The sequence below is a fragment of the Parapedobacter pyrenivorans genome, assembly GCF_014636865.1.
GTDB lineage: Bacteria > Bacteroidota > Bacteroidia > Sphingobacteriales > Sphingobacteriaceae > Parapedobacter > Parapedobacter pyrenivorans.
Genome location: NZ_BMER01000001.1, coordinates 2,141,495 through 2,164,580 on the forward strand (window position 1 = coordinate 2,141,495; position 23,086 = coordinate 2,164,580).

The 23,086-nt window shown below is 49.8% G+C and carries 14 protein-coding genes; 13 read left to right on the top strand and 1 reads right to left on the bottom strand.

What is annotated here, in order from left to right; translation table 11 throughout:
• Positions 1–2 precede the first annotated feature (2 nt).
• From IEV98_RS08400 to IEV98_RS08445, 10 genes are all read left to right on the top strand, one after another.
• The gene (locus tag IEV98_RS08400; RefSeq protein ID WP_188505413.1) at positions 3–1,100 is read left to right on the top strand and encodes a FecR family protein; all 1,098 of its coding nucleotides are present in this window, start codon (positions 3–5) and stop codon (positions 1,098–1,100) included.
• Between the two features lie 259 nt (positions 1,101–1,359).
• Positions 1,360–4,692, top strand: a complete 3,333-nt coding sequence (locus IEV98_RS08405; protein WP_229738629.1) for a TonB-dependent receptor — start codon at positions 1,360–1,362, stop codon at positions 4,690–4,692.
• 4 nt (positions 4,693–4,696) lie between these two features.
• Positions 4,697–6,151, top strand: a complete 1,455-nt coding sequence (locus IEV98_RS08410) for a RagB/SusD family nutrient uptake outer membrane protein (protein WP_188505414.1) — start codon at positions 4,697–4,699, stop codon at positions 6,149–6,151.
• A 49-nt stretch (positions 6,152–6,200) separates the two neighbouring features.
• A complete protein-coding gene (locus tag IEV98_RS08415; protein WP_229738630.1) occupies positions 6,201–7,655 on the top strand; it encodes a RagB/SusD family nutrient uptake outer membrane protein in 1,455 nt (484 codons plus the stop codon).
• A complete protein-coding gene (locus tag IEV98_RS08420; protein ID WP_262892475.1) occupies positions 7,655–9,085 on the top strand; it encodes a sulfatase family protein in 1,431 nt (476 codons plus the stop codon). Before IEV98_RS08415 ends, IEV98_RS08420 begins: the two co-directional genes overlap by 1 nt.
• A gap of 40 nt (positions 9,086–9,125) precedes the next feature.
• On the top strand, positions 9,126–10,526 hold the full coding sequence (locus IEV98_RS08425; RefSeq protein ID WP_188506173.1) for a sulfatase family protein: 1,401 nt from the start codon (positions 9,126–9,128) through the stop codon (positions 10,524–10,526).
• Positions 10,523–12,151 carry an arylsulfatase gene (locus IEV98_RS08430; RefSeq protein WP_188505416.1) on the top strand — a complete coding sequence of 543 codons (1,629 nt, stop codon included), beginning with the start codon at positions 10,523–10,525 and terminating at the stop codon, positions 12,149–12,151. Before IEV98_RS08425 ends, IEV98_RS08430 begins: the two co-directional genes overlap by 4 nt.
• A gap of 29 nt (positions 12,152–12,180) precedes the next feature.
• Positions 12,181–13,713: a sulfatase gene (locus tag IEV98_RS08435; RefSeq protein ID WP_188505417.1), complete on the top strand. Its 1,533-nt coding sequence runs from the start codon at positions 12,181–12,183 to the stop codon at positions 13,711–13,713.
• Between the two features lie 187 nt (positions 13,714–13,900).
• Positions 13,901–14,758, top strand: a complete 858-nt coding sequence (locus tag IEV98_RS08440) for an alpha/beta hydrolase (protein ID WP_229738631.1) — start codon at positions 13,901–13,903, stop codon at positions 14,756–14,758.
• A complete protein-coding gene (locus IEV98_RS08445) occupies positions 14,758–15,870 on the top strand; it encodes a glycoside hydrolase family 43 protein (RefSeq protein ID WP_188505418.1) in 1,113 nt (370 codons plus the stop codon). The genes IEV98_RS08440 and IEV98_RS08445 overlap by 1 nt, the downstream gene beginning before the upstream one ends.
• Positions 15,871–15,877: 7 nt before the next feature.
• Here the strand turns inward: IEV98_RS08445 and IEV98_RS08450 are convergent, their stop codons facing one another.
• Positions 15,878–16,627 (bottom strand): DeoR/GlpR family DNA-binding transcription regulator, encoded by a 750-nt coding sequence (locus IEV98_RS08450; protein ID WP_188505419.1) that lies wholly within the window; start codon positions 16,625–16,627, stop codon positions 15,878–15,880.
• Positions 16,628–16,917: 290 nt separating this feature from the next.
• Here IEV98_RS08450 and IEV98_RS08455 point away from each other — a divergent pair, with 290 nt between their 5' ends.
• The 3 genes from IEV98_RS08455 to IEV98_RS08465 are packed head-to-tail and all read left to right on the top strand — an operon-like array spanning position 16,918 to position 23,043.
• On the top strand, positions 16,918–20,001 hold the full coding sequence (locus IEV98_RS08455) for a SusC/RagA family TonB-linked outer membrane protein (RefSeq protein ID WP_229738632.1): 3,084 nt from the start codon (positions 16,918–16,920) through the stop codon (positions 19,999–20,001).
• Between the two features lie 17 nt (positions 20,002–20,018).
• The gene (locus IEV98_RS08460) at positions 20,019–21,824 is read left to right on the top strand and encodes a RagB/SusD family nutrient uptake outer membrane protein (protein WP_229738633.1); all 1,806 of its coding nucleotides are present in this window, start codon (positions 20,019–20,021) and stop codon (positions 21,822–21,824) included.
• Positions 21,825–21,849: 25 nt separating this feature from the next.
• Positions 21,850–23,043 carry a BT_3987 domain-containing protein gene (locus IEV98_RS08465; RefSeq protein WP_188505420.1) on the top strand — a complete coding sequence of 398 codons (1,194 nt, stop codon included), beginning with the start codon at positions 21,850–21,852 and terminating at the stop codon, positions 23,041–23,043.
• The last annotated feature ends 43 nt before the right edge of the window (positions 23,044–23,086 follow it).

A 23,086-nucleotide genomic window follows, 5' to 3' on the forward strand; every position in this document is an offset into this window, starting at 1 on the left:
TGATGGACGAAAAGGAATTAACAAAGCTATTGGACCGCTATAAGCGGGGCAACTGCACAGCGGCCGAACGCCGGTTGGTTGAGAGCTTGCATCTGCATACCTATCCCGTTGCGCCCATAGCTGAGGATGCTGCTGCTAAACAGCGTACGTGGCGCCGACTACGGAAAGAGTTGCTAATTGATGGTGCTAAAAAGGCACGCCGGATTCAGTGGTTGGCTGCGGCTGCCTCTTTGATTGCTATAGCGTCAATCGTGTGGCTACTTCGTTCGGAAAGCAACCCTATTCCCGTTCACCAGTTTGTCGATATCGCTGCTGGGGGTAACAAAGCCATCCTGAAAATGGCAAACGGGGAAACCGTGACATTGGATAGTGCCCAAAATGGCGTGATGATCCTGTCGGATAAGCTGTTGTATACAGATAGTACACTTGCGGGGAATCTCCGCAACGGTGACGCTGAAGGCAACGAAACGTTGAATAACGAAATTGTCACACCTCGTGGTGGAACGTATCAGATCGTCCTCGGCGACTGCACACGGGTTTGGCTCAACGCGGAGTCCAAATTAACGTTCCCCCAGCGGTTTGCCAAATCAAAGCGCGAAGTAGCGTTGGTTGGTGAGGCCTATTTTGAAGTGGCGAAAAGCAAGAACCATCCCTTTATCGTGCGGACTGCTGAACAGGAGATTGCGGTGTTGGGCACATCGTTCAACGTTGCTGCTTACGAGGGTGAACTGTCTGAACAGACGACATTGGTGGAGGGAGAGATCCGGATAGCCACATCTCAACGTACGCAACAACTATCGCCGGGCGAACAGGCATTAGTTACTGAAAATGAAGTGGCAGTAGGCAAAGTGGATACGGCGCCGTTCGTCGCTTGGAAGTCTGGCTTTATCGCATTCAACGAAGCGACGTTGGAACAGATTATGGCCGATATCAGTCGCTGGTATGATATAGATGTTCATTTTGAGGGCGTGGACAAACAGCTTCGTTTTGGGGGCACCGTTTCGCGGTATGCGAATGTGTCCGAAGTATTGCGACGGTTGGAACTGACGGGGCAAGTTCACTTTAATGTTTCGGAAAGGAGGATTGTAGTTACGCCGTAAACTGACTAAAAAACACCGGAGATGTCTCACCACCTCCGGCTTATTGTGATGACAAATTAACGTTCGGACAGTCCGCTCTGTGGATGAAAACAGGCCTGTCCGATTATCAAACACCAGACAAACATAGCCAACAAAGATTAGCTTTCAAAAGCTAAATTGATATGTCTGTCGCTTTGTTAACCATTTTATGAATAAATATTTGTTTAAAAAACGTAGTCGGAGTAGGACTGCGATCCCGCCAACTCAGTTATTAAGGGTTATGAAAATCACGTATTTGCTACTGACAGTGCTGTTGTTTCAAGCAAATGCCGAAACATTGGCTCAGCGGCTGACCATCAAAAAGGCCAGTACAAGTCTGCGTTCCATTTTTACTGAAATCAACAATCAAACCGGTTATTCGGTGATCTACAGCGTGAAGCATATTGAACGGATGCCGGCCGTCAGTGTTTCACTGGCCGACGTGCCCTTGGAGCGGGCGATGGAACAGATATTAACGGGACTTCCGCTGGATTTCACGATCGCTAACAAAGAAATTGTGATCAAGGAAAAACGCAGGCCGCGCGTGTCGTCACCTTCGTCAATAAAGGAGACAGCGCTGGAAGTGATACAACAGACGGTAACTGGCAGGGTGATCGATGAACAAGGAAATCCGTTGCAAGGGGCCGCCGTGCGTATTAAAGGAACTTCGCAACAAGCCAGTACCGATGCAGATGGGCGATTTTCATTCACCAATGTAGATCCATCGGCGATAATCGTGGTTTCGTTTGTGGGCTATGAAAGCAAGGAGCTTCCTGCTTCCGTTAATCTGGCCGCCATCGCATTGAGCCCTGATGTTTCGGACTTGGATGAGGTAATCGTTGTGGGCTATGGTACCGTGAAAAAGAGTGACGTTACCGGATCGGTTGTATCGCTGAAAGCGTCAGACCTTACACCAGGCGCGAACGTGAACGTACAGCAATTGATGCAGGGTAGAGCCGCCGGTGTACAGATTTCGCAGAAAAGTGGCGAGCCGGGCAGTGCCATGTCCGTAAAAATCCGCGGTGTTAGTTCGATCTCAGCGGGAAATGAACCCCTGTATGTCATCGATGGGATGCCGGTGAACGACGCGCCGCCCGTAAGCGGCTCAGGTGCGGCCTTTGTGGCTAACCCCAATCAGCGGAATCCGCTGAACAGCCTTAATCCAGCAGATATCGAATCTATTGAAATACTGAAAGATGCTTCGGCAACTGCGATCTACGGAGCACGCGGGGCAAATGGCGTAGTGTTGATTTCAACAAAAAAAGGCGCTTCAGGGGCCCTAAAAGTTAATTATGGCGCCAACTATGGCTTCCAAGAGGTGGCTAATAGCGTCCGCGTACTATCGGGAAGTGAGTATCACGATGTACTGAATGCCATCATCGACGACGGTGGCGGCTCGGCTTCCGAACGTGTTGATGACAATTATGAGGCGGATACGGATTGGCAAAACCTGTTGTTCCAACGGGCTCAAACGCAAACCCATGATCTTTCGTTCTCCGGTGGTGCAAATAACAATCGGTTCTTTGTATCGTTGGGCTATTTTGGTCAGGAAGGTGTGGTGCAGACCTCCTCCGTAGACCGGTATACAGCCCGGATCAATTACGACAACACGGTAAGCGGAAAATACGGGTTCGGAATCAACCTGACTACTTCGTATATCAAAGACCGTATCAATTCCTTTGGTACGGGTATCAATGAACAGAGCGGTGCCTTGTATTCCGCAATTTATTACGACCCGACTTCGCCTATTTATGCACCCGATGGTAGCTATTACCGGTCCACATTCATGACCATGGATAATCCTGCGGCGCTTCGTGACGGGCAGAATGCAAACAGTGATTCGTACCGTACTTTTGGTACCATATACGGTGAGTACTTTGTTCTCCCAGGGTTATCGATCAAAGCCAAATTGGGCGGTGATGTCAACAATAGCCAACGGAATGTTTTCGTGGCACCTTTTACCACGCAGGGACTGCCGGGTGGGGTGGCTTCTATCCTGACCGGTACCCGGAATTACTACATGGCAGAAGGTACGGTGAACTTTAACAAAACCATTGGCGATCGTCATGCAATAAATGGCGTAGGGGGTGTTACCTATGAACGTTTCGGTTCGTACTCGTTCACGGGAAATGGGCGTGGATACGCGTTGCCGGATCTCGGTTATGATGCTATCGGGTCAGGTGAGCAGGCATTGAATGTGATCGGTAGCGGCAGGGCAGGAACGATACTGGCGTCTTACCTCGCTCGGGTGAACTATACACTAGACAACAAATACCTAATCACTGCATCATTCCGTGCGGATGGGTCGTCACGGTTCGGCCCCAACAACCGGTTCGGTTACTTCCCATCGGCAGCATTGGCATGGAAAGCACATGAAGAGGATTTTCTGAGCGATTATAGTTTCATCAACGAGCTAAAATTACGGGCAAGTTATGGTTCGATAGGCAACCAGAGTATCGCTAATTTCTTGTATATTCCGACGTTTTCAATCGGCGGTGATGCTGTCTTTGGCGACACCCGTTACACAACCATCAACCCGTCGCGTAATCCCAATCCCGATCTAAAGTGGGAAGCTGCGATACAAACCGATATCGGAATTGATTTCGCGTTCTTTAAGAACCGGATTCGGGGGAGCGTAGAATATTATAACCGGAAGACCACCGACCTGTTACTGAGCCTTCCACAACCACTCAGTTCTGGCTTCGGCAACCGTACACAGAACATCGGTAGTATGCGTAACACCGGCGTCGACGTCCAGCTGTCGGTAGGGGTGCTGCAAGGTGACGGCTTCAACTGGGGGATTGACGGTAACATCTCATTCCTTAAAAACAAGGTCGTAGATTTGGGTCCGCTTAACCGGATCATTCAGGGCGGCGCAGGCTTCATCAACAATGCGAGTATTATCATGCCAGGAAGGTCCATCTCATCCTATTATGGTTATGAAGTACTTGGCGTATGGCAAGAAGGCGATGATTTTTCGACCACAACAGATAACGTGAAGCCGGGTGATCTCAAGTACCGCGATGTAAACGGCGATGGGACAATAACGGATGTAGACCGCATGATTCTCGGGAAACCACTGCCGGATTTTACCTATGGCATGGCCAATACGTTTAGCTATAAAAATCTATCACTGATGGTTTATTTGGAGGGATCCAAGGGCGGAAGCATCTTGAACAGCATGCTGGTGGATAGCTATTTCCCGATCAGTTTCCGTCGGAATAAGGTAGCGGAACCTTATTTGAACCGGTGGACGCCATCAAATCCGACGAACGAATATCCATCGTTCGTGAACCCTACTTCACAGGGGCAACGGCAGGTGAATTCGCGTACAGTCGAGACCGCCGACTACCTCAGGTTGCAATCGGCCCGACTGTCGTATAATTTGCCGGTTAAGGTAGCGTTTTTTAATAGCCTGAATGTCTACGTGGTGGGCCAAAACCTCTTTACCATTACGAAGTACTCGGGCGTTGACCCGGCCGTGAATTCCATCGGTGGGGATGTGCTGAAGATCGATTTTGCAGCGTACCCCTTTACAAGGAGCTATTTGATGGGTATTAACTTAGAATTCTAGGACGATGAAGATAGTTAGAAGCCTATTTTTATGGTGCTTCGTCTTAGCAGTGACGGGGTGTGAATCCATACTTGAGCTGTCGCCAGATGCAGAATTTGCACCGGATAATGTGTTAACGAACGAAAACGGTATCAAAACCCTCTTGTATTCGGCGTATCAAAATTTCCAAGGGCAGGCGGAAATCAATAATGTGCTTGCCGTTTGCGAGGTTTCGACAGATATGATGTACAATACGGGCGGAAACGCTAATTTGTTCCTCAGCCAGTTTATCAACTTTACATGGGATCCGTCCTTGTCTCAACTGCAGGGCCTCGTTTGGGGGCCTTATTACCGGGTTATCCGCGATGCGAATTCAGTAATCGAGAACATGGGTAATGTGCAGGCGTCTGACGAGATCAAACGAGTGTTAATAGCCGAGGCCCGCTTCCTAAGGGCTTACTGCTACGCGTATCTTTATAGTTGGTACGGTACTGTGCCGCTGCGTATCACCAGTACACAGGAACAGGACCTGCCACGGGCTGGAGCGGATGAATTGGAAGCCTTTATCGAAAGCGAATTGGAAGCAAGTGCCACTGATTTGCCCGAACCGGGCGCGGAGGAGCTGTGGGGCCGGGCTCACAAGGGCGCAGCATTGGCTGTTCTGAGCAAGTTTTTGCTCAATACCAAGCAATGGGAGAAGGCAGCGGCAGCCGCACAGCGGGTGATCGACTTGGACTACTATGAACTGTTTCCCGTGTATAAGGATTTGTTCAAAGTAGAGAACGAGCGGAACCGGGAAATGATTTTCGTGATTCCCTGTATAAACCAGTTTGAATTCGGTAACTGGTACGCTGCAGGCGCCATGCCACCGGGATTCGTATCGACGCCCCAGCTACCGGAATACCGGTGGGTGCCGGGCATCCAGAACTTTGCTACCCATTATCGCTTCCGTGACAGCTTTATTCGTACATTTTCCGAAGATGACGACCGCTTTGTATTGGTAGTACGGAGCTATGTAAATACAGCAGGGCAGACTATAGACCTTACGGCGACAGTAGACAATACACGCAGCTTTAAGTACTTTGACAATAATGCCGTGTCCAATGCGCATGGCAACGATCTTCCGATTGTACGGTATGCAGACATCTTGCTCTCTAGGGCGGAGGCGTTGAATGAGATCGACGGCCCCAATCAGGAAGCGGTGAACTTGCTAAACGAAGTGCGCGGCCGGTCTTCCTTGGGCGGGTTCGACTTGGGCGATTTTCCCAACAAGGAGGCATTAAGGGATGCCATTTTGCGTGAGCGTGGCTGGGAATTCTTCTCCGAAGGCAAGCGCCGCGAAGACCTTATCCGCCATGGCAAATTTATTTCTTCGGCTCGCGAACGTGGCGTGAATGCGGACGATCATCACTTGGTTTTTCCGATTCCGCAGAGCGAAGTCGATGCCAACACGCTAATGGTGCAGAATGAGGGCTATTGATAGGGATATCAAAGGATCCATCTGACAACTAACAAAAAAAGATAGACAGATGAAAATTATAAGATATATTTTTACAGCGATTCTCGTCATACAACTCATGGCGTGTGAACGCATGCTGGAAATTTCTCCCGAGTCTGAGTTTGCTCCAAGCAATGTATTGACGACGGAAAATGGGATTAGATCCTTACTTTATTCGGCCTACCTGAATTTTCAAGGACAAACCGCCAAGAAGGATGTTATCAACTTTTCGGAGGTAACTACGGATATCGCTTTCAATACCGGAGGGAACGAAAACCTATACCTTACTCAATTCATCAATTTTACATGGGATCCTTCCGTTACGCAGTTACAGGGCATCATTTGGGGGCCCTATTACCGGGTAATCCGGGATGCGAATTCGGTATTGGAAAACATGGATCAGGTACAGGCATCGGATGCCAGTAAGCGGCTGTTTATAGCGGAAGCTCGCTTTTTGCGCGCCTATTGCTACGCCTTCCTCCACAATTGGTACGGTCCGGTACCGTTACGCACGAGCGGCGCGCAGGAAAAAGACCTAGCCCGTGCTTCCGAGGACGAACTAAAGGCGTTCATCGAAAGCGAGTTGGAGGCCTGTGTGTCCGACCTTCCGGATCCGGGTGCGGAAGAGCTTTGGGGCCGTGCAAACAAGGGGGCAGCACTGGCTGTGCTCAGTAAGTTCCTCTTGAATACCAAGCAATGGGACAAAGCGGCCATCGCCGCGAAGCGGGTCATGGACTTGGATTACTATGAGTTGTTTCCGGTATTCAAGGATTTATTCAAGGTGGAAAATGAGCGGAATAGCGAAATGATTTTGGTGACGCCGGCTATTAATCAATTTGATTTCGGGAATTGGTTTCCGGCCGGTGCCATGCCGCCTGGATTTGTATCGACACCGCAGCTACCCGAATACCGGTGGATACCCGGTATCCAGAATTTTGCCACCCAATATCGATTGCGCGATCAGTTCGTCAACACCTTTTCCGAGGAAGATGACCGGTACGTATTGGTGGTGAGGACTTATGTGAATACCGCCGGACAGACGATCGATCTAACGGCCACGACAGATAACACCCGAAGTCTTAAGTATTTCGATAACAACGCAGTATCCAACGCACATGGCAACGACGTTCCGATTGTCCGGTATGCGGATATTCTGCTGACGCGGGCCGAGGCGCTCAACGAGATCAATGGTCCGAACACGGAATCGTTGACCTTGCTGAATGAAGTGAGGCGGCGGTCATCGCTAGCCGATTTGGAGATAGGTGATTTTCCGAGTACGGAAGCTTTTCGGGACGCTATCCTTAGGGAGCGCGGTTGGGAGTTCTTTTCCGAAGGCAAACGACGTGAGGACCTGATCCGACACGGCAAGTTTATTTCCTTCGCTCGTGAACGGGGGGTAAACGCCGATGAGCGCCACGTGGTTTTCCCGATTCCACAAAGCGAGGTTGATGCCAATTCGGCAATTATTCAAACGGAGGGTTATTAATGAAAAGATTTGGGTTAGCAATATCACTGCTTATAAAGGGTTGTTTTGTGTTTATAATTGTGTTGCCGGAGAATGGGTTCGCCCAGACTCCGGCTTTTAGGCCAAACATTGTCTTTATTATGGCCGATGACTTAACCCTGTGGGATATCGAGCCGTATGGTAGCAAGCAGGTACACACCCCCCACCTTGCTCGGTTGGCCGAGGAAGGCATGTGTCTGGATAACATGTTTAACGTTGTGCCAATCTGTTCGCCCACGCGACAGTCGCTGCTCACTGGCCTCGGGCCCGTCCGCAATGGAGCATACCCGAATCACAGCGTGATATACGACGGAATCAAGACATTGCCCGTATACTTGCAGGAATTGGGGTATCGCACAGCGCTGATCGGAAAAAAGCATTACAGTCCGGAGGCATCGTATCCCTTTGATTTCCTCGGTGGGCGGGAACATGATGACGGCGATGGGCAGGATGTAGACCTTTCCAAAGCGGAAGGCTATATTCAAGCGGCTGGAAATACCCCTTTCTTCCTGATGTTTACCAGCAACCAGCCGCACAGCCCCTGGAACCGAGGTAACAGTGCTGTATATGATTCAGGGGAAATTGAGCTGGGTCCTAATATGGTCGATACGGAGCTAACGAGGCGGCAAATGGCCGATTACTTTGCGGAAATTACTTATTTGGATAGCCTGGTAGGTGCTTGCCTAGCTATCATCGACCGTTCGGGGCATGGCGACAACACCATTGTGATTTTTGCCACCGAACAGGGCAACTCATTCCCTTTTTCCAAGTGGACACTCTACGACCAGGGATTGCGTTCAGGCTTTATCGTCAGGTGGCCGGGGAAGGTGAAGCCGGCAGCTCGCAGTGGTGCGATGCTGCAATACCTCGATGTTTTGCCCACGTTGATTGATATTGCTGGTGGCCGTGCGGAAGCCGTCAATACCGGCTCCACGGATGCGAATGGAGGTGTTGGGTTTGATGGACAAAGTTTTAAGGATGTGCTCCTAGGCAAGCGGACGAAGCAACGTACCTATGTACATGGGATGAATACCACGCGTGGTATTCATCACGGCAGCGAAGCCTATGCTAGTCGCTCGGTAAGGGATACCACCTTCCTGTACATCGAAAATCTAAACCACGGGAATAGGTATGCCAACGTCGTCACCATTTCGAAATTGTTCGAATCGTGGGCTGAAGCAGATGCTTCGCGGGCACGGGAGTATATCCAACGACCCCATGAAGAGCTGTATCATGTTGTGAACGATCCCTATCAATTGGTTAACTTGGCGGCCGATCCGAATTATGGAGAAGTGAAAGCCCGACTGAAAAACGAAATGGTTAAATTTATGAAGCAGCAAGGAGATGAAGGGGTTGGAACGGAAATGAAGGCATTTGAGCGGCAACGTGGGCGTCAGAAGGGAAATAAATAAGATGGTTATAAAAGTAAAGGACAAGACAAACAACAAAGCGATGATGTATAAAGTTACGGTATTGCTATTCAGCCTATTTGTAAGCCGGGTCGCTGGGGCCTATCAAGACGGACAGGAACAGCCGAGAGATGGTCGCCCGAACATCATTCTGATCATGGCTGACGATCTGGATTCACGGCAATTGAGTTGTTATGGTGGCGAAAACCTGAAAACAACGCACATCGACCAGCTTGCTGCCGACGGGATGCAATTCAATGCCATGATTGCGTCCGAAGCAATGTGTGTGCCTACACGTGCTTCATTGTTTACTGGACTTTATCCGGTAAGGCATGGGGCTTACCAAAACCACAAACCTGTTTATGATGGCCTTAAAAGCGTGGTGCATTACCTGAATGACCTGGGGTATCGGGTTGGACTCACTGGAAAAGATCATATGACACGGCCGAAGTCGATTTTCCCATTTGACATCGTGCCGGGTTTTGAACCCAACTGCGTCTCGCCGACAGATAACTATTTTTTGGATAGTGTGCGGAATTATATCGTTCAAGACGAACCATACTGCCTCTTTGTGATGAGCAACAACCCGCATCGACCATGGACGGTGGGCGATCCGGATGAATTTGACGCGAGCGAGCTTAAACTGCCACCGCATTGGGTAGATACTGAGCTAACCCGGGAAAACTTCCGCCTTTATTTGGCAGAAGTGCGTCGCTTAGACAATCAAGTGGGTGATATTATGAACCTGCTGAAAGAGACCGGGCAAGATAAAAACACCATCGTCGTCTTCTTGGGAGAGCAAGGACCGCAGTTTCCGGGTGGAAAATGGACCTTGTATGACAACGGACAGAAGAGTTCCATGATTGTCAAGTGGCCGGGCACGGTAGAACCGGATACGCAAACCGATGCAATTGTCCAATACGAAGACGTCACGCCGACGCTGATTGATATCCTTGGCGGTGATCCCATCTCCGGGTTAGACGGTAGCAGTTTCAAGTCGGTTTTGAAAAACCATGCCGCCGGACATCGCGAGGTCGCCTTTGGTATACACAATAACATTCCGGAAGGGTCTGCCTACCCTATGCGTAGCATAAGGGGAAATCGCTATAAGTTGATCTGGAATCTCACCCCGGATTCGGCTTACTACATCAAGTATTCAATGAATAACGAAAAACCAGACTTGGATTGGCCGACTTGGCTGCAGGTGGCGACGCATAATGACGAAGCGCGAAAACTCACCGAACGAATTGTACGTAAGCCTGAGGTTGAATTTTATGACCTCGAGAATGATCCCTATGAATTGGAGAACCTTGCCGGCAAGTCGACATATCAGGAAATGATAGCAGATTATTCCGCGCAGCTTAAGGCGTGGATGGCAGATCAGGGAGACAAAGGTGCAGCATTGGATGTGCCAATTAAAAGAAAACAAAAAGGACAGCGATGAACGTTAGGCTTTTTTTTATGATGGCGGGCCTGGTGGTGTTATCCCAGGCTGTCCGAGCGCAGGATAAGCGACCCAACATCGTGCTGATTATGGCAGACGACATGGGATATTCCGATATCGGATGTTACGGTGGTGAGATTGAGACGCCCAATTTGGATCGATTGGCTACAGAGGGGCTGCGGTTCAGTCAGTTTTATAATAATGCACGGTGTTGCCCAAGCCGGGCGTCATTAATGACTGGACTATATCCACACCAGACGGGCATCGGGCACATGACCAACGACCCCGAGGATAGTACCGCGTTTAACTACGGGCTACCAGCTTATTCCGGTGATCTGAACTTCCAAAGCGTGACCATCGCAGAGGTGTTGAAATCGGCGGGCTATCAAACCCTCATGACCGGGAAGTGGCATTTGGGGTACCACGATCGAAGCCGCTGGCCCTTGCAGCGTGGGTTCGATAAGTATTACGGGCTAATTGCAGGTGCATCGAACTTTTTTGAGCCTTCGGGGAAAAGAGGGCTTACCCTAATGAATGACCCGATTGAACCGGAGGGGAATGATTTTTACGTTACAGACGCATTCACGGACTATGCGATTCAATTCGTGAACGAAAGTCAAGCCGAAAGTGACGCGCCCTTTTTCTTATACTTAGCTTATACCAGCCCACACTGGCCGCTTAATGCTTTAACGGAAGATATTGCCAAGTACCGGGGAACGTACAAGGCAGGTTGGAAAACGCTCCGGCGGGAACGGTTTGAACGAATGCAGCGCATGGGAGTGATTGATGGCCAGGTTACCCAGCTCAGTGATGACGATGGAGCAGAATGGGACAAACTCACGCCCGAACAACAAGATGAAATGGACTACCGGATGGCCATTTATGCAGCCCAGGTAGATCGGATGGATCAGAATATTGGTCGGCTAATCGAGACGCTTGAAGCATCAGGCGAGCTCGAAAACACCTTGATTTTCTTCCTGACCGATAATGGCGCGTGTGCCGAGGGTGGACTTTTGGGTGGCGGGGAAAAAGAATTGTTGGGCGGTAAAGGTGGTTATTTTCTCACTTATGGGCAATCATGGGCAAATGCATCGGCTACCCCGTATCGGACCTATAAACACTGGGTGCATGAAGGCGGGATTGGTACGCCATTGATTGTTCACTGGCCACAGGGTATCGTAAAGCGTGTCCAAGGAGACTTTACCGATCAGTATGGTTTCCTCCAGGATATTATGGCTACTGCGATTGACGTCGCGGATGCAGATTATCCGACGAAGTATAACGGTGAGTCGATTACGCCCTTGCAGGGGCAAAGTATGCGCCACGTGTTACAGGGAGAAGACACGCCGATTCATGAAGAGCCGATTTTCTGGGAACACGAAGGGAACGGCGCCGTGAGGTATGGAAACTTGAAGTTGGTTAAAGCCTACCAACCCGGCAATCCATCAAATTGGGAATTATATGACATCAGTAAAGATCGGTCAGAAATGAATGACCTCTCCGCCGAAATGCCCGATGCCGTCGCCGAACTTTCCGGATATTATGACCAATGGGCCGTGGAAAATGGTGTGTTGCCTTATGACGAGGTCCTACAGATTCGAAAAGAAAAGAATGCCAAACGCTAAATAATTACATGATTCCAATACGTTTAGAAATGTTAGTAGAAAGTCGAAAAAAAGTACAATTAGGATTTTTTGTGGGAATATTAGGCTTTTTCTTCCCTTTATTTGGGTGTAGTGGCGACGAAGCGCAGAACAACAAACCACCAAACGTATTGTTGATCTTGGTAGACGATCTGCGTCCCGCAATCGGCGCCTATGGAGACGGTGTGGCCAATACGCCAAATATCGATAAGCTGGCGTCAAATGGATTTCGGTTTGAGCAAGCGTATTCCAACCAAGCGGTATGTGCACCATCGCGATTTAATCTGCTACTAGGCAGTCGATCTACTTCGTCTGGGATTTATGGGTTTGGGCAAAATTTTCGCGACTATTATCCCGACGCGGTAACGTTGCCCCAGTATTTTAAGCAGCATGGCTATCATACCGAATCCATGGGTAAGGTGTTTCACATTGGTCACAATACCTATGCCGATGAAGGCTCCTGGAGCGTGCCCCATCACAAAGAGCTAGTCATTGAGTACGTAGATCCCGAAAGCAAGAAGGGGGGATTCACCCGGGAGGAAGCGTTGTTTTCTAATCAGCCTGCCCGGGGGTTACCTCGTGGCCTTGCGTGGGAATCGCCAGATGTTGCCGACGATGCGTATGCCGATGGCCGTGTCGCGGAGCGGGCGGTTGAGCGGTTGCGTGACCTGAAATCCCAGCCCAATCAGCCGTTTTTCCTTGCTGTTGGATTTGCCCGGCCGCACCTTCCGTTCTCCGTACCCAAGAAGTACTGGGATCTATATGACGAAGACACGCTTCCCCTGCCCGGGCGTACCGTGCGGCCAGCGGGTGCGCCACCCTACGCGGTGAAGTACGGCACGGAAATCGATCAGTATATCCCGATTCCTACAGACGTTACCGAAGAGCCTTTTCCGGATAGCCTGACCCGAAAATTGATACATGGTTATTATGCAGGGGTGAGCTATGTGGATGCTCAAATCGGCAAGGTGCTGGACGAATTGACCGCCTCAGGACTCGATGAGCATACGATCGTGGTGTTTTGGGGCGACCACGGTTACATGCTTGGTGAGATGGGCATGTGGACCAAGCATGTCAATTATGAATTAGCAAACCGTATCCCGTTAATCATCTCCGCACCGGGTGTTGGAAAGCCCGGCACCCATACCACGCAGCTAACCGAAACTGTGGATATCTATCCTACCTTGGTGGAACTTGCCGGGTTGCCGGCTCCGCAGGTCTCACAGCCGTTGGATGGCCTGAGCCTGCTGCCCGTGCTTAAAAATCCGGAAACCCATATCCGGGACCATGCGTACCATTGCTTCCCACGTGGCGGCCGCCTCGGAAGAGCTATACGTACCGATCGCTACCGATTGGTGGAATGGCAGAAAATCGGTGACACCACGGAAGACGTGCAATATGAGCTGTACGATTACCAAAGCGGGCCGATGGAGGTAAAGAACATCGCGGAGGAACAGCCGGAAGTACGGAAGGCGCTTCAAGCCATACTGGCGCAGCATCCTGCACCGATGCCATCCCGTCCACAAAGTGCGCGCAGGGAATAACGGGTGCGCTTTGGATTCGCAACGCAACTGTAACGCTCCCTATCGGTCCGCGTCACAAGGTTGCTTTTGCGAGTCCAAAGCGCTGGGTGGGAACCCCATCAGGCGAAATACCTCCAGAGCGTTTCCGGTTTTCATCGGCATTGTGTACTTTAGCGACTCCGGTATTAACAGGGCCGAGAAAATTAATATGGTCAAAAAGAGAAGATTATTTTACCGCTTGGTGGTGGGCTTGTGCCTAATCGCGTTCATGTATACCGCACATGCACAACAAACTACCAATCCCGTAGTCTATCAACTCATCGAGAATATGGGGTATAGAACGGAAAATAAGGGCGATGCCTATGCCGCTGAGCGTTGTGTATTGGATGTCTATTACCCCGAAAATACCAAAGGCTACGCGACAGTCGTGTGGTTTCACGGTGGGGGAATCACCGGTGGTGAGAAGTTTATTCCGCAGGAGTTGAAGGAGAAGGGGATTGCGGTAGTGGCGGTCAATTACCGGCTGAGCCCGAAAGTGAAGGCGCCGGCGTATATCGACGATGCCGCTGCAGCCATTGCCTGGACGTTCAAGCATATCGGGGAATACGGTGGGGATCCGAATAAAATCTTCGTTTCCGGTCATTCGGCAGGAGGGTATCTCGTCGCGATGGTCGGGCTTGATAAGTCCTGGCTGCAGCGGTATGGCCAGGATGCGGATAGACTAGCTGGGATTATCGATTTCAGCGGCCATGCCATTACACACATGACGGTGCGCGCGGAGCGTGGGATAAAAGATACACAGCCCATTGTTGATGAACTGGCACCGTTATATCATGTACGCAGCGACGCGCCCTTGCTCGTGCTGATCACCGGCGGCCGCGAAATAGAAATGCTCGGCAGGTACGAGGAAAATGCATACTTTTACCGCATGATGAAGGTGGCCGGTCATCAAGATGTGCACCTTTACGAATTGGATGGTTTTGACCATGGTGCCATGGCAGCGCCGGCTTTCCATATCCTGCTCCATTATGTGAACGAACTGACGAAGAATACAACAAGAGACTGATGAATTTATCTACTGCAATCGCTGCCCTTTTTACCTTCACACTGCCGGTTATCGCCCACGCGCAAGAAATAGGCAAATCGTTCAATAACCCACTTGATGTCGCCTTCGGCGATCCGTATGTTATCTATGACGACGCGACGGAGCGTTATTACATGTATGGCACGGGGGGAGGCGCCAAGAACGGTTTTGCGGTCTATTCCTCTGCCGATCTGGCGAACTGGAAGAACGAAGGCCAGGTTTACCATGCCGGCAACGAAAATGGCTGGAGCGACTCCACCGCCGCATGGGGTGGAGCATACTGGGCACCTGAAGTGTATGCACATAACGGCAAGTTTTACCTGTTCTACAGCGCGCAATGGAAAGACAATCCCGGTAAGGAACTGGAGAACTTTCGTATCGGCGTTGCTGTTGCCGACAAGCCCACGGGGCCTTTTATCGACCTGCAAAACCACCCCGTATTCGATCCCGGATACCCGATTATCGATGCTAATGTTTACTTTGCGGAAGATGGCCGTATATTTCTCTATTATTCCCGTTGCTGCTATAAGCACGCCGTAGAGAGCGAAGTAGCCGACTGGGCAAAGCAGCAGGGTTGGTTTGACGAAATCGAGGAAAGCTGGGTGTATGGAATAGAACTAAAACCGGATTTTTCCGGCACAATAGGGGAACCCGTACTATTGTTGCGGCCACCTGTTAAGATGAATGAGCCGCAAGCGGAGTGGGAAAGCCGTTCGGTGACCAGCCGCGAGGTGAACCGCCGCTGGACAGAGGGCTCTTTTACATTCAAATATGGCGATACCTATTACATGATGTATTCGGCCAATCACTTTGCGGGAGAAAACTATGCCGTTGGTTACGCCACTGCCGCTCATCCCCTGGGGCCGTATACCAAAGCAGCGAATAACCCCATCCTGGAAAAAAACACGGCAAAGGGCGGCGATGTGAGCGGCACCGGCCACAATAGTGTCGTGTTCCTGCCGGATGGACGCATGCTCTGCGTTTATCATGGCCGCACCGAGAAAACCGGTGATGAGCGGGTGGTCTTCATCGATGAAATGAAAATCGATGGAGCGGGGAAACTGACCGTGTCGGGGCCGACAACCGCACGATGACGCCTTTTTAGAGAACCTTAATGCCTTGCTGGGTAAAGAGATTCAATCGTTGATCTCCCGGGTCCAGTTCGGTGATGAGGTAATCGACCTGACCCACCGGGCAGATATTGAGCCATTTTACAGTATTAAGCTTTTCCGAAATGCTGACGACGGCTACTTTTTTCGCGGATCGGATAAGCGCTTTCTTTACCTGTACCACTTCCCAATCGAGATCGGTCAGCCCTTCTTCCGAAGAGAAAGCATTTGCCCCCAGGATGCACAGGTCGGATTTTAGGCCGTATAACTGATTGACGACGCTTGCTCCGATATGTAGGTTAGCATTTTTTGTAAGTTTACCACCGATGCTGATCACGTCGATACTTTCATGCTGGGCAAGTGTGATGGCGACCTGTGGACTGATGGTAATGAAGGTTGCTTTCAGATTCGAAGGGATAATCTTGGCCAATTCTAGCATTGTTGTGCCACCCTCTGTCAGTATAATCATATTGTTCTTGATCAATGATAATGCTTTATACGCGATTTGAGCTTTGGCAGTAGCTGCATAAACCACATTATCAACGTTGAAAGGCGTGACAAACGATTTACCGACAGCGCCCCCATGCACCCTTATCAGTTTTCCTTCAGTGGCCAGTTGCTTAATGTCGCGGCGTACGGTGTCATCTGAAACATCCAATTGTTCGCTTAGATTTACTGAAAGCACTTTGTTGTGTAGGTTTACTTCCCTCAAAATAAAGGCATGCCTTTTATCTTTTCTCATGGTTTACTGTTTGGTTTTGATATGCGGGTTTGCGAAAACGCATTCCTGTCAATACCGCAAAATTAACTAAATTTCTGATTTCTTCGTTGTTAGGGGTGTTTTGCTAGGTTTTAACAGATTAGAGGTCTAACTTTTAAAGCAACACGGTTCCTTGATTTCTTGGTTAATGCGTGTTTTGACTCATAAAATTAGAAAAAATATTGCATTTATTGAGCAAATATCTATATTTGGCAAAATTATGCTGTTTTAATGCGTTAAATGAAGAATACTTACTAACCCAATTCTTAATTATGAATCGAATTTATACTCCAGTATCATTGAATCAAGCTGGTATTCGTTTGTTGTTCCGCATCGCGAGTGTGATATCGATATTGGTAATCATGGCTTGGTCTGCCGCTGCACAGGAGGGTCGGCCGGTTTCCGGCAAAGTGACGGACGATACCGGGCAAGCGATTTCAGGCGTCACTGTATCGGTCAAGAATCGCGACAAAGCAACCGCGACCACCGATGCGGAAGGACAGTTTTCAATTGCAGCTTTAGAAATTGACACACTGATGCTAACACACATCAGTTACGAGCCTCAGGAGATTTTTGTTGGAAACAATATCGTTTTTAATGTGGTCATGACGGCTTCTGCCAGTATGATGGAAGAGATTGCGGTTGTTGGATATGGCACGCAACGGAAAATTACCGTAACGGGTGCGCAGTCAACCATCTCCGTCAGGGAGATGGAACGGACTTCGACACCCTCCATGTCAAATGCGATTGCAGGGAAAATGCCCGGTATTATTACAAGGCAGTCTAGCGGTGAACCAGGAGCAGATGCGGCACAGGTATTTATCCGCGGACTTTCCACGTTTGGAAACAATTCACCCCTTATTCTCATTGACGGAGTGGAGCGAAATATGGATCAGATCAACGCGCAGGAAATCGAGAGCTTTACCATACTAAAAGATGCTTCGGCGACCGCAGTTTACGGTGTCCGAGGAGCCAACGGTGTCATCATTATCAATACGAAGCGCGGCGTGGTGGGTAAACCGGAAATCACATTCCGTACCGAGACGGCTTCATTGACAGCGCTACGGCTGCCCGATTATATCAGTGGGGGCGAATATGCCCTCTTGATGAATGAGGCCCGCAGTTTTCAGGGCTTGGATCCGCGATGGTCGGATATAGAACTTGCCAAGTTTTTCGATCAGACGGATCCCTACCTATATCCTGATGCCGATTGGACCGAGTCCGTATTGAATAAAAAAACTTGGCAATCAATCAACAACCTCAGCGTAACGGGAGGCTCTGAAATCATCAAGTATTATACGAATGTAGGCTATACCTTACAAAACGGTATTTATAAGCAGGATCCTGCAAACAAATACAATACGAATGCTAACGTTAAACGCTACAACTTCCGGAGCAATGTAGACCTCAATCTGGCAAAAAATCTGACGATGCAGCTGGGGATAGGTGGCATCATCCAAAACGGCCATTATCCCGGAGCTTCCTCCGGACAGATCTTCGACATGCTAAGGGTTATTTCTCCAATTGCTTATCCGGTGTTGAATCCGGATGGCACACCGGGTGGCGCTTCCACATATATCGGCGGCAACCCATGGGGGCTCGCAACACAGTCGGGTTATTCTACGCAAGACCATACCACGCTCCAGGCGACGTTTGGCGGCCGGTGGGATCTTTCGTCGTTGTTGTTGGAAGGGCTGTCGGTACGCGGGCTTTTTTCATACGATCGCTATGCCCTGACCAACAACGTGCGTACGAAGGAATTTGAAGTGAAACGGTACCTGGGCAAGGATCCGGAAACTGGCGAGGACCGCTACAGTACGCCCTTCCGGGAGGAAAAGCCGTTGGGCTATGCAATAGCTAATGCGGGCAACCGTGCCATTTACATGGAAGGTCAGCTCAACTTCGAGCGGGCATTTGATGCACATTACGTGACGGCAATGCTGTTGTACAACCAGCGCGATTATGTGGATCTCACAGCGGGCAGCTCCATCCAGAACCTGCCGTTCCGGAAGCAGGGTGTTTCGGGAAGGCTGACCTATGCCTTCCATGATCGATACCTTGCAGAGGTAAACTTTGGATACAACGGATCGGAGAACTTTCCCAAAGGCAAGCGCTTCGGCTTCTTTCCCGCGTTTTCTGCAGGCTGGGTGGTTTCGAACGAGTCGTTCTGGAATTGGGAGTTGGTCAATCACTTCAAGATCCGCGGGTCACACGGCAAGGTGGGCAACGATCAGATCGGCCAGCGCTTCTTGTTCCTGAACACCATTAATACGGCTGGACAGTCCTACCTATTCGGGCCTGACCAGCAGCTGTACTATGGGATGGAGGAAAATCAAATCGGGAACGACAGGATTACTTGGGAACGCGCAACGAAAAATAATCTAGGCATCGATGTGGGGTTGCTGAATGATAAGATTACGCTGCAGGTAGACGCGTTTAATGAACATCGGTCGGGCATCCTCATGCGGCGGTCTACCGTACCGGATGTGGCCGGTTTCTTTCCATGGTCTATCCCTTATGCTAATATCGGTGTGATGAAGAATAAGGGAGTGGACGCTTTGTTGGAGGTACGTAATGCCACTACTTCAGGCTGGATGTATACATTCCGTGGCAACTTCACTTTTGCCAAAAATGAAATTGTCGAAAATGACGAGCCTGAGCGCCGTTATCCCTACTTGTCATCACGGGGGTTGGCCGTGGGCACCCACCATACGTATATTGCGGAAGGATTTTTTGAAAGTGAGGAAGATATTAAGGCTTGGCCTCGCCAAACGTTTTCAGTAGCCCGCCCAGGCGATGTTAAGTATCGCGATATAAATGGCGACGGCGTGATTGATTCGTACGATCGTGTACCGGTGGGTTATCCGCGATTGCCGCAGATGTCATTTGGTTTTGGTGGCACAGTGGCTTATAAGTGGCTGGATTTCAGTATTTATTTTACAGGGGCAGCACAATCAAGCATTTTCCTGAGTGGCTACTCTATGTGGCCGTTCTATGATGGGGAAGGTGTGAATAACGTGCTGCGCGAATACTACGATAATCGTTGGACGCCCGGTCGTACCGATGCGCTATATCCTGCGATAGACCGCGGAAATAATCCAAATAATTTTCTCAATTCGACCACTTGGCTGCGAAATGGCAACTATCTCCGGTTGCGTAACGCCGAAATCGGCTTTAATTTTCCGGAAAGCGTGGTTCGCAGGTTGCACGTAAAGAACTTACGTTTGTTTGTCAACGGGATGAACCTGTATACATGGGACCATGTGAAGATCATTGACCCCGAGTCAAACGATGGGACCGGTGGGTACCCATTGCAGCGGTCCTTCAACTTCGGGGTGCAGATTAACTTTAATTAACCATTACCAACCAAATAATGATGAAGAAGCTTGTTACACTTGGGTTTGCTGCCATTGTTCAATTGATGATTGCATCCTGTCAAAAAGGTTTTTTGGACAAAGCACCAGAGGAAGATATTACCATCGAAGAGGCTTTCCTGCAACGTCGGTATGCAGAAGCTTTCTTGACAGATATTTATGCCGGAGTTCCGAATGAAATTTATTTTACCGACATGGCCGAAATCCAGCCGTTTGTCATCGCTTCCGACGAGTTAAACGTACCATGGCCCGAGAAGTTTGCCAAGTTGGTCAACCGCGGCTCGTGGAATGCATTTAATGTGGCGGGGCAGATATGGAAAAACATGTACGAGGGCATACGGAAGGCTAATATATTTCTGAAATATATCGAGCTCACACCGCTGGATAACACCTTTACTCAAGTGGATAAGGACCGTTGGGTTGGTGAAGCATTGTTTTTACGGGCGTTTTATCATTTCATGCTGATGCGGATATACGGACCTGTGCCCATCATGGATTACGCTGCAGATTTGGATGAAGATTTTCTTCAGATCAAACGCCGTCCATTGGATGAATGCGTGACGTTTGTAGTCAGCCAATGTGACGAAGCTATCCGTCGGCTGCCCATGAAGGTTGTAGAAAGTCGCCACCTCGGCCGGCCTACCGCCGCCTCGGCACTGGCTTTGAAGGCTAGGGTTCTGCTTTATCATGCTAGTCCGTTATGGAACGGGAATCCCGACTATGCTGGTTTTACCGACAATGACGGAACGCCATTGTTTTCCTCATCGCATGCACCTGAGCGGTGGGCAATCGCTGCCGAAGCAAACAAGCTATGCATCGATCAATGTGAAGAGGCCGGCTATCGTTTATTCCGGTCGGCAAGTAATGACCCCATCGCAAATTACCAGCAACTTTTCATCACGAACCATAATGATGAAGTGCTATTTGCCCGTAACAGTGGCCGCGATGCATGGATGGAGCGGTGTGCTTTCCCTGGTAGTCTGGGTGGGTGGAACGGTTGGAACCCGACACAGTACATCGTCGATGCATACGAGATGGCCAATGGCGAAATTCCAATAGCCAGCTACACAGGCAGTGGCAGCCCTGTTATCAATGGTGCATCAGGGTATCTGGAAACTGGCTATGCGGCGGCGGACGATCCGCAGGGAAGATGGCAGGCGGGTGTGCGCAACATGTATGTAAACCGTGATCCGCGCTTCTATGCAACGATTAACTTTAACGGAGCAACGTTCGCTGGTCACCGAATGGAGTTCTGGCAGACGGGTGCCGACGGCCGGGGCAATGCTGGCCGGGATTACAACACCACCGGCTACCTGCTGAAGAAGTTTCTGGACCCTTCGGTAAACCTTTCGAAAGGTGAAATTTCGCTGAAGACTTGGATTTTTTTCCGATTGGGTGAAATTTACCTCAACTATGCCGAGGCGTTGAATGAGGCAAGCGGCCCGGTAGACGATGTATACCGGTATGTAAATGCCATTCGCGAACGGGCTGGTATGCCGACCCTGCCTACGGGACTATCCAAGGAGCAGATGCGGGAACGCATCCGGCATGAGCGGCGCATCGAGCTGGCTTTTGAAACACATCGTTACTTTGATTGCCATCGCTGGAAAATTGCTGATCAAACAGAAAGTGGATCGTTTTATGGAATGAATGTAGCCGCTGGTACACACCTGCAGGACGATGCTTTTTATCAACGGACTGAGTTTGAAAAGCGCGTGTTTCAAGCTCCTAAGCATTACCTGTTCCCGATACCGCAGGCGGAAATCGACAAAAACCCCAGTTTCGTCCAGAATCCGGGATGGTAAGAATAATGGCTAAAAACTAATAAAAATGAAAAGAATAAATCACTATATGGTTGGGGTCTTCCTGTTGCTGATGATGGGCTGCAGCAGTAATATCGCTATCGATGAAGACATGGCCGCTGTAAAAGGGTTCGGCAAAGTGTACATACCACAGGCGAATTATCAGCCACTTGCTTTGGCTGTGACCCTAACAGATGAAGATTTCCGCATCGGATATAGTGCCTATTATGCAGGTATCAAAAATGCAGAAAAGCCTATTTCGGTGTCATTTACTCCCGAGGAAGACTTGGTGGAGGCATATAATTTGAAATACGATACGGATTACCAGTTCCTGCCGCCTGCGAGCTTTTCGCTGTCTCAGCCAACTGCTTCAATCGATCCTGGCCATCGGGCTACCCCAGTATTTGATGTGGTAGTAAAGCCAAAGGGCCATCTGGAGCCTTTTAAGCCCTACCTCTTACCCATAAGACTAACGGCAGAGGGCGCGCCAGTAAATGAGACGCTGCAAACATTGTATGTAGAGGTAATCGCATCGTTCGGACCCGGTGAAGTACCTCGCCAAAAGGTGTTGTCACTTGGCGGTTATCATGAGGAGTTGTTAATACCCTTTGTAGAAGGACAATTGATCGTACGAGATGCGGCGGGTTCCTTGCAGCTATACACTGCCGATGAAGGCGTCTTCGGCAATGCCAGGGCAATAGGCCAAGGCTGGGGTATTTTTAATCACATCTTCTATTTCCAGCCGAACCGAATCGTAGGGGTTGCCGCCGATGTGTTTCAATACCAAGTGGATCCGGCGGGCAATTTCGGAGATAGCCGCACAATCGGCTGGGGCTGGAACATTTTTGACCGCGTTATACCGTATCAGCATTATTTGATCGGCGTCCGGCCCGAGGGGTTGGCGACAGCTTATCCATATAGTGAGTTTGGCGATCTGGATGGTGGGAATATTCGTGATTTGGCTGCAGATTGGAATCGGTATGTACACCTGTTTGCGTATGGAAATTCACTGCTCGGCATCCAAGAAGATGGTACTTTATGGCAGATACCCATGGCAGACAACGGTATGCCGCTGCCACGCGTGCAACTTGGAAGCGGGTGGGATATGTATGAGTCAGTCATTGGATTGGGCGACGATTTGTTGGCCCTGGATGCCGCGGGTGACGTGTGGCGCTATGACTTTGAGGCTCGTGGGTTTTGGCCGCTCAAAGCAACCCAATAATTTATCTGTAGTTTAGAATATCCGATTTTTTGGTAAGTTTAAA

Bases quoted from the DNA above. Each gene is read 5' to 3' on its own strand.
- IEV98_RS08400 (WP_188505413.1), top strand. From the start codon at position 3: ATGGACGAAAAGGAATTAACAAAGCTATTGGACCGCTATAAGCGGGGC.
- IEV98_RS08405 (WP_229738629.1), top strand. From the start codon at position 1,360: ATGAAAATCACGTATTTGCTACTGACAGTGCTGTTGTTTCAAGCAAAT.
- IEV98_RS08410 (WP_188505414.1), top strand. From the start codon at position 4,697: ATGAAGATAGTTAGAAGCCTATTTTTATGGTGCTTCGTCTTAGCAGTG.
- IEV98_RS08415 (WP_229738630.1), top strand. From the start codon at position 6,201: ATGAAAATTATAAGATATATTTTTACAGCGATTCTCGTCATACAACTC.
- IEV98_RS08420 (WP_262892475.1), top strand. From the start codon at position 7,655: ATGAAAAGATTTGGGTTAGCAATATCACTGCTTATAAAGGGTTGTTTT.
- IEV98_RS08425 (WP_188506173.1), top strand. From the start codon at position 9,126: ATGATGTATAAAGTTACGGTATTGCTATTCAGCCTATTTGTAAGCCGG.
- IEV98_RS08430 (WP_188505416.1), top strand. From the start codon at position 10,523: ATGAACGTTAGGCTTTTTTTTATGATGGCGGGCCTGGTGGTGTTATCC.
- IEV98_RS08435 (WP_188505417.1), top strand. From the start codon at position 12,181: ATGTTAGTAGAAAGTCGAAAAAAAGTACAATTAGGATTTTTTGTGGGA.
- IEV98_RS08440 (WP_229738631.1), top strand. From the start codon at position 13,901: ATGGTCAAAAAGAGAAGATTATTTTACCGCTTGGTGGTGGGCTTGTGC.
- IEV98_RS08445 (WP_188505418.1), top strand. From the start codon at position 14,758: ATGAATTTATCTACTGCAATCGCTGCCCTTTTTACCTTCACACTGCCG.
- IEV98_RS08450 (WP_188505419.1), bottom strand. From the start codon at position 16,627: ATGAGAAAAGATAAAAGGCATGCCTTTATTTTGAGGGAAGTAAACCTA.
- IEV98_RS08455 (WP_229738632.1), top strand. From the start codon at position 16,918: ATGAATCGAATTTATACTCCAGTATCATTGAATCAAGCTGGTATTCGT.
- IEV98_RS08460 (WP_229738633.1), top strand. From the start codon at position 20,019: ATGATGAAGAAGCTTGTTACACTTGGGTTTGCTGCCATTGTTCAATTG.
- IEV98_RS08465 (WP_188505420.1), top strand. From the start codon at position 21,850: ATGAAAAGAATAAATCACTATATGGTTGGGGTCTTCCTGTTGCTGATG.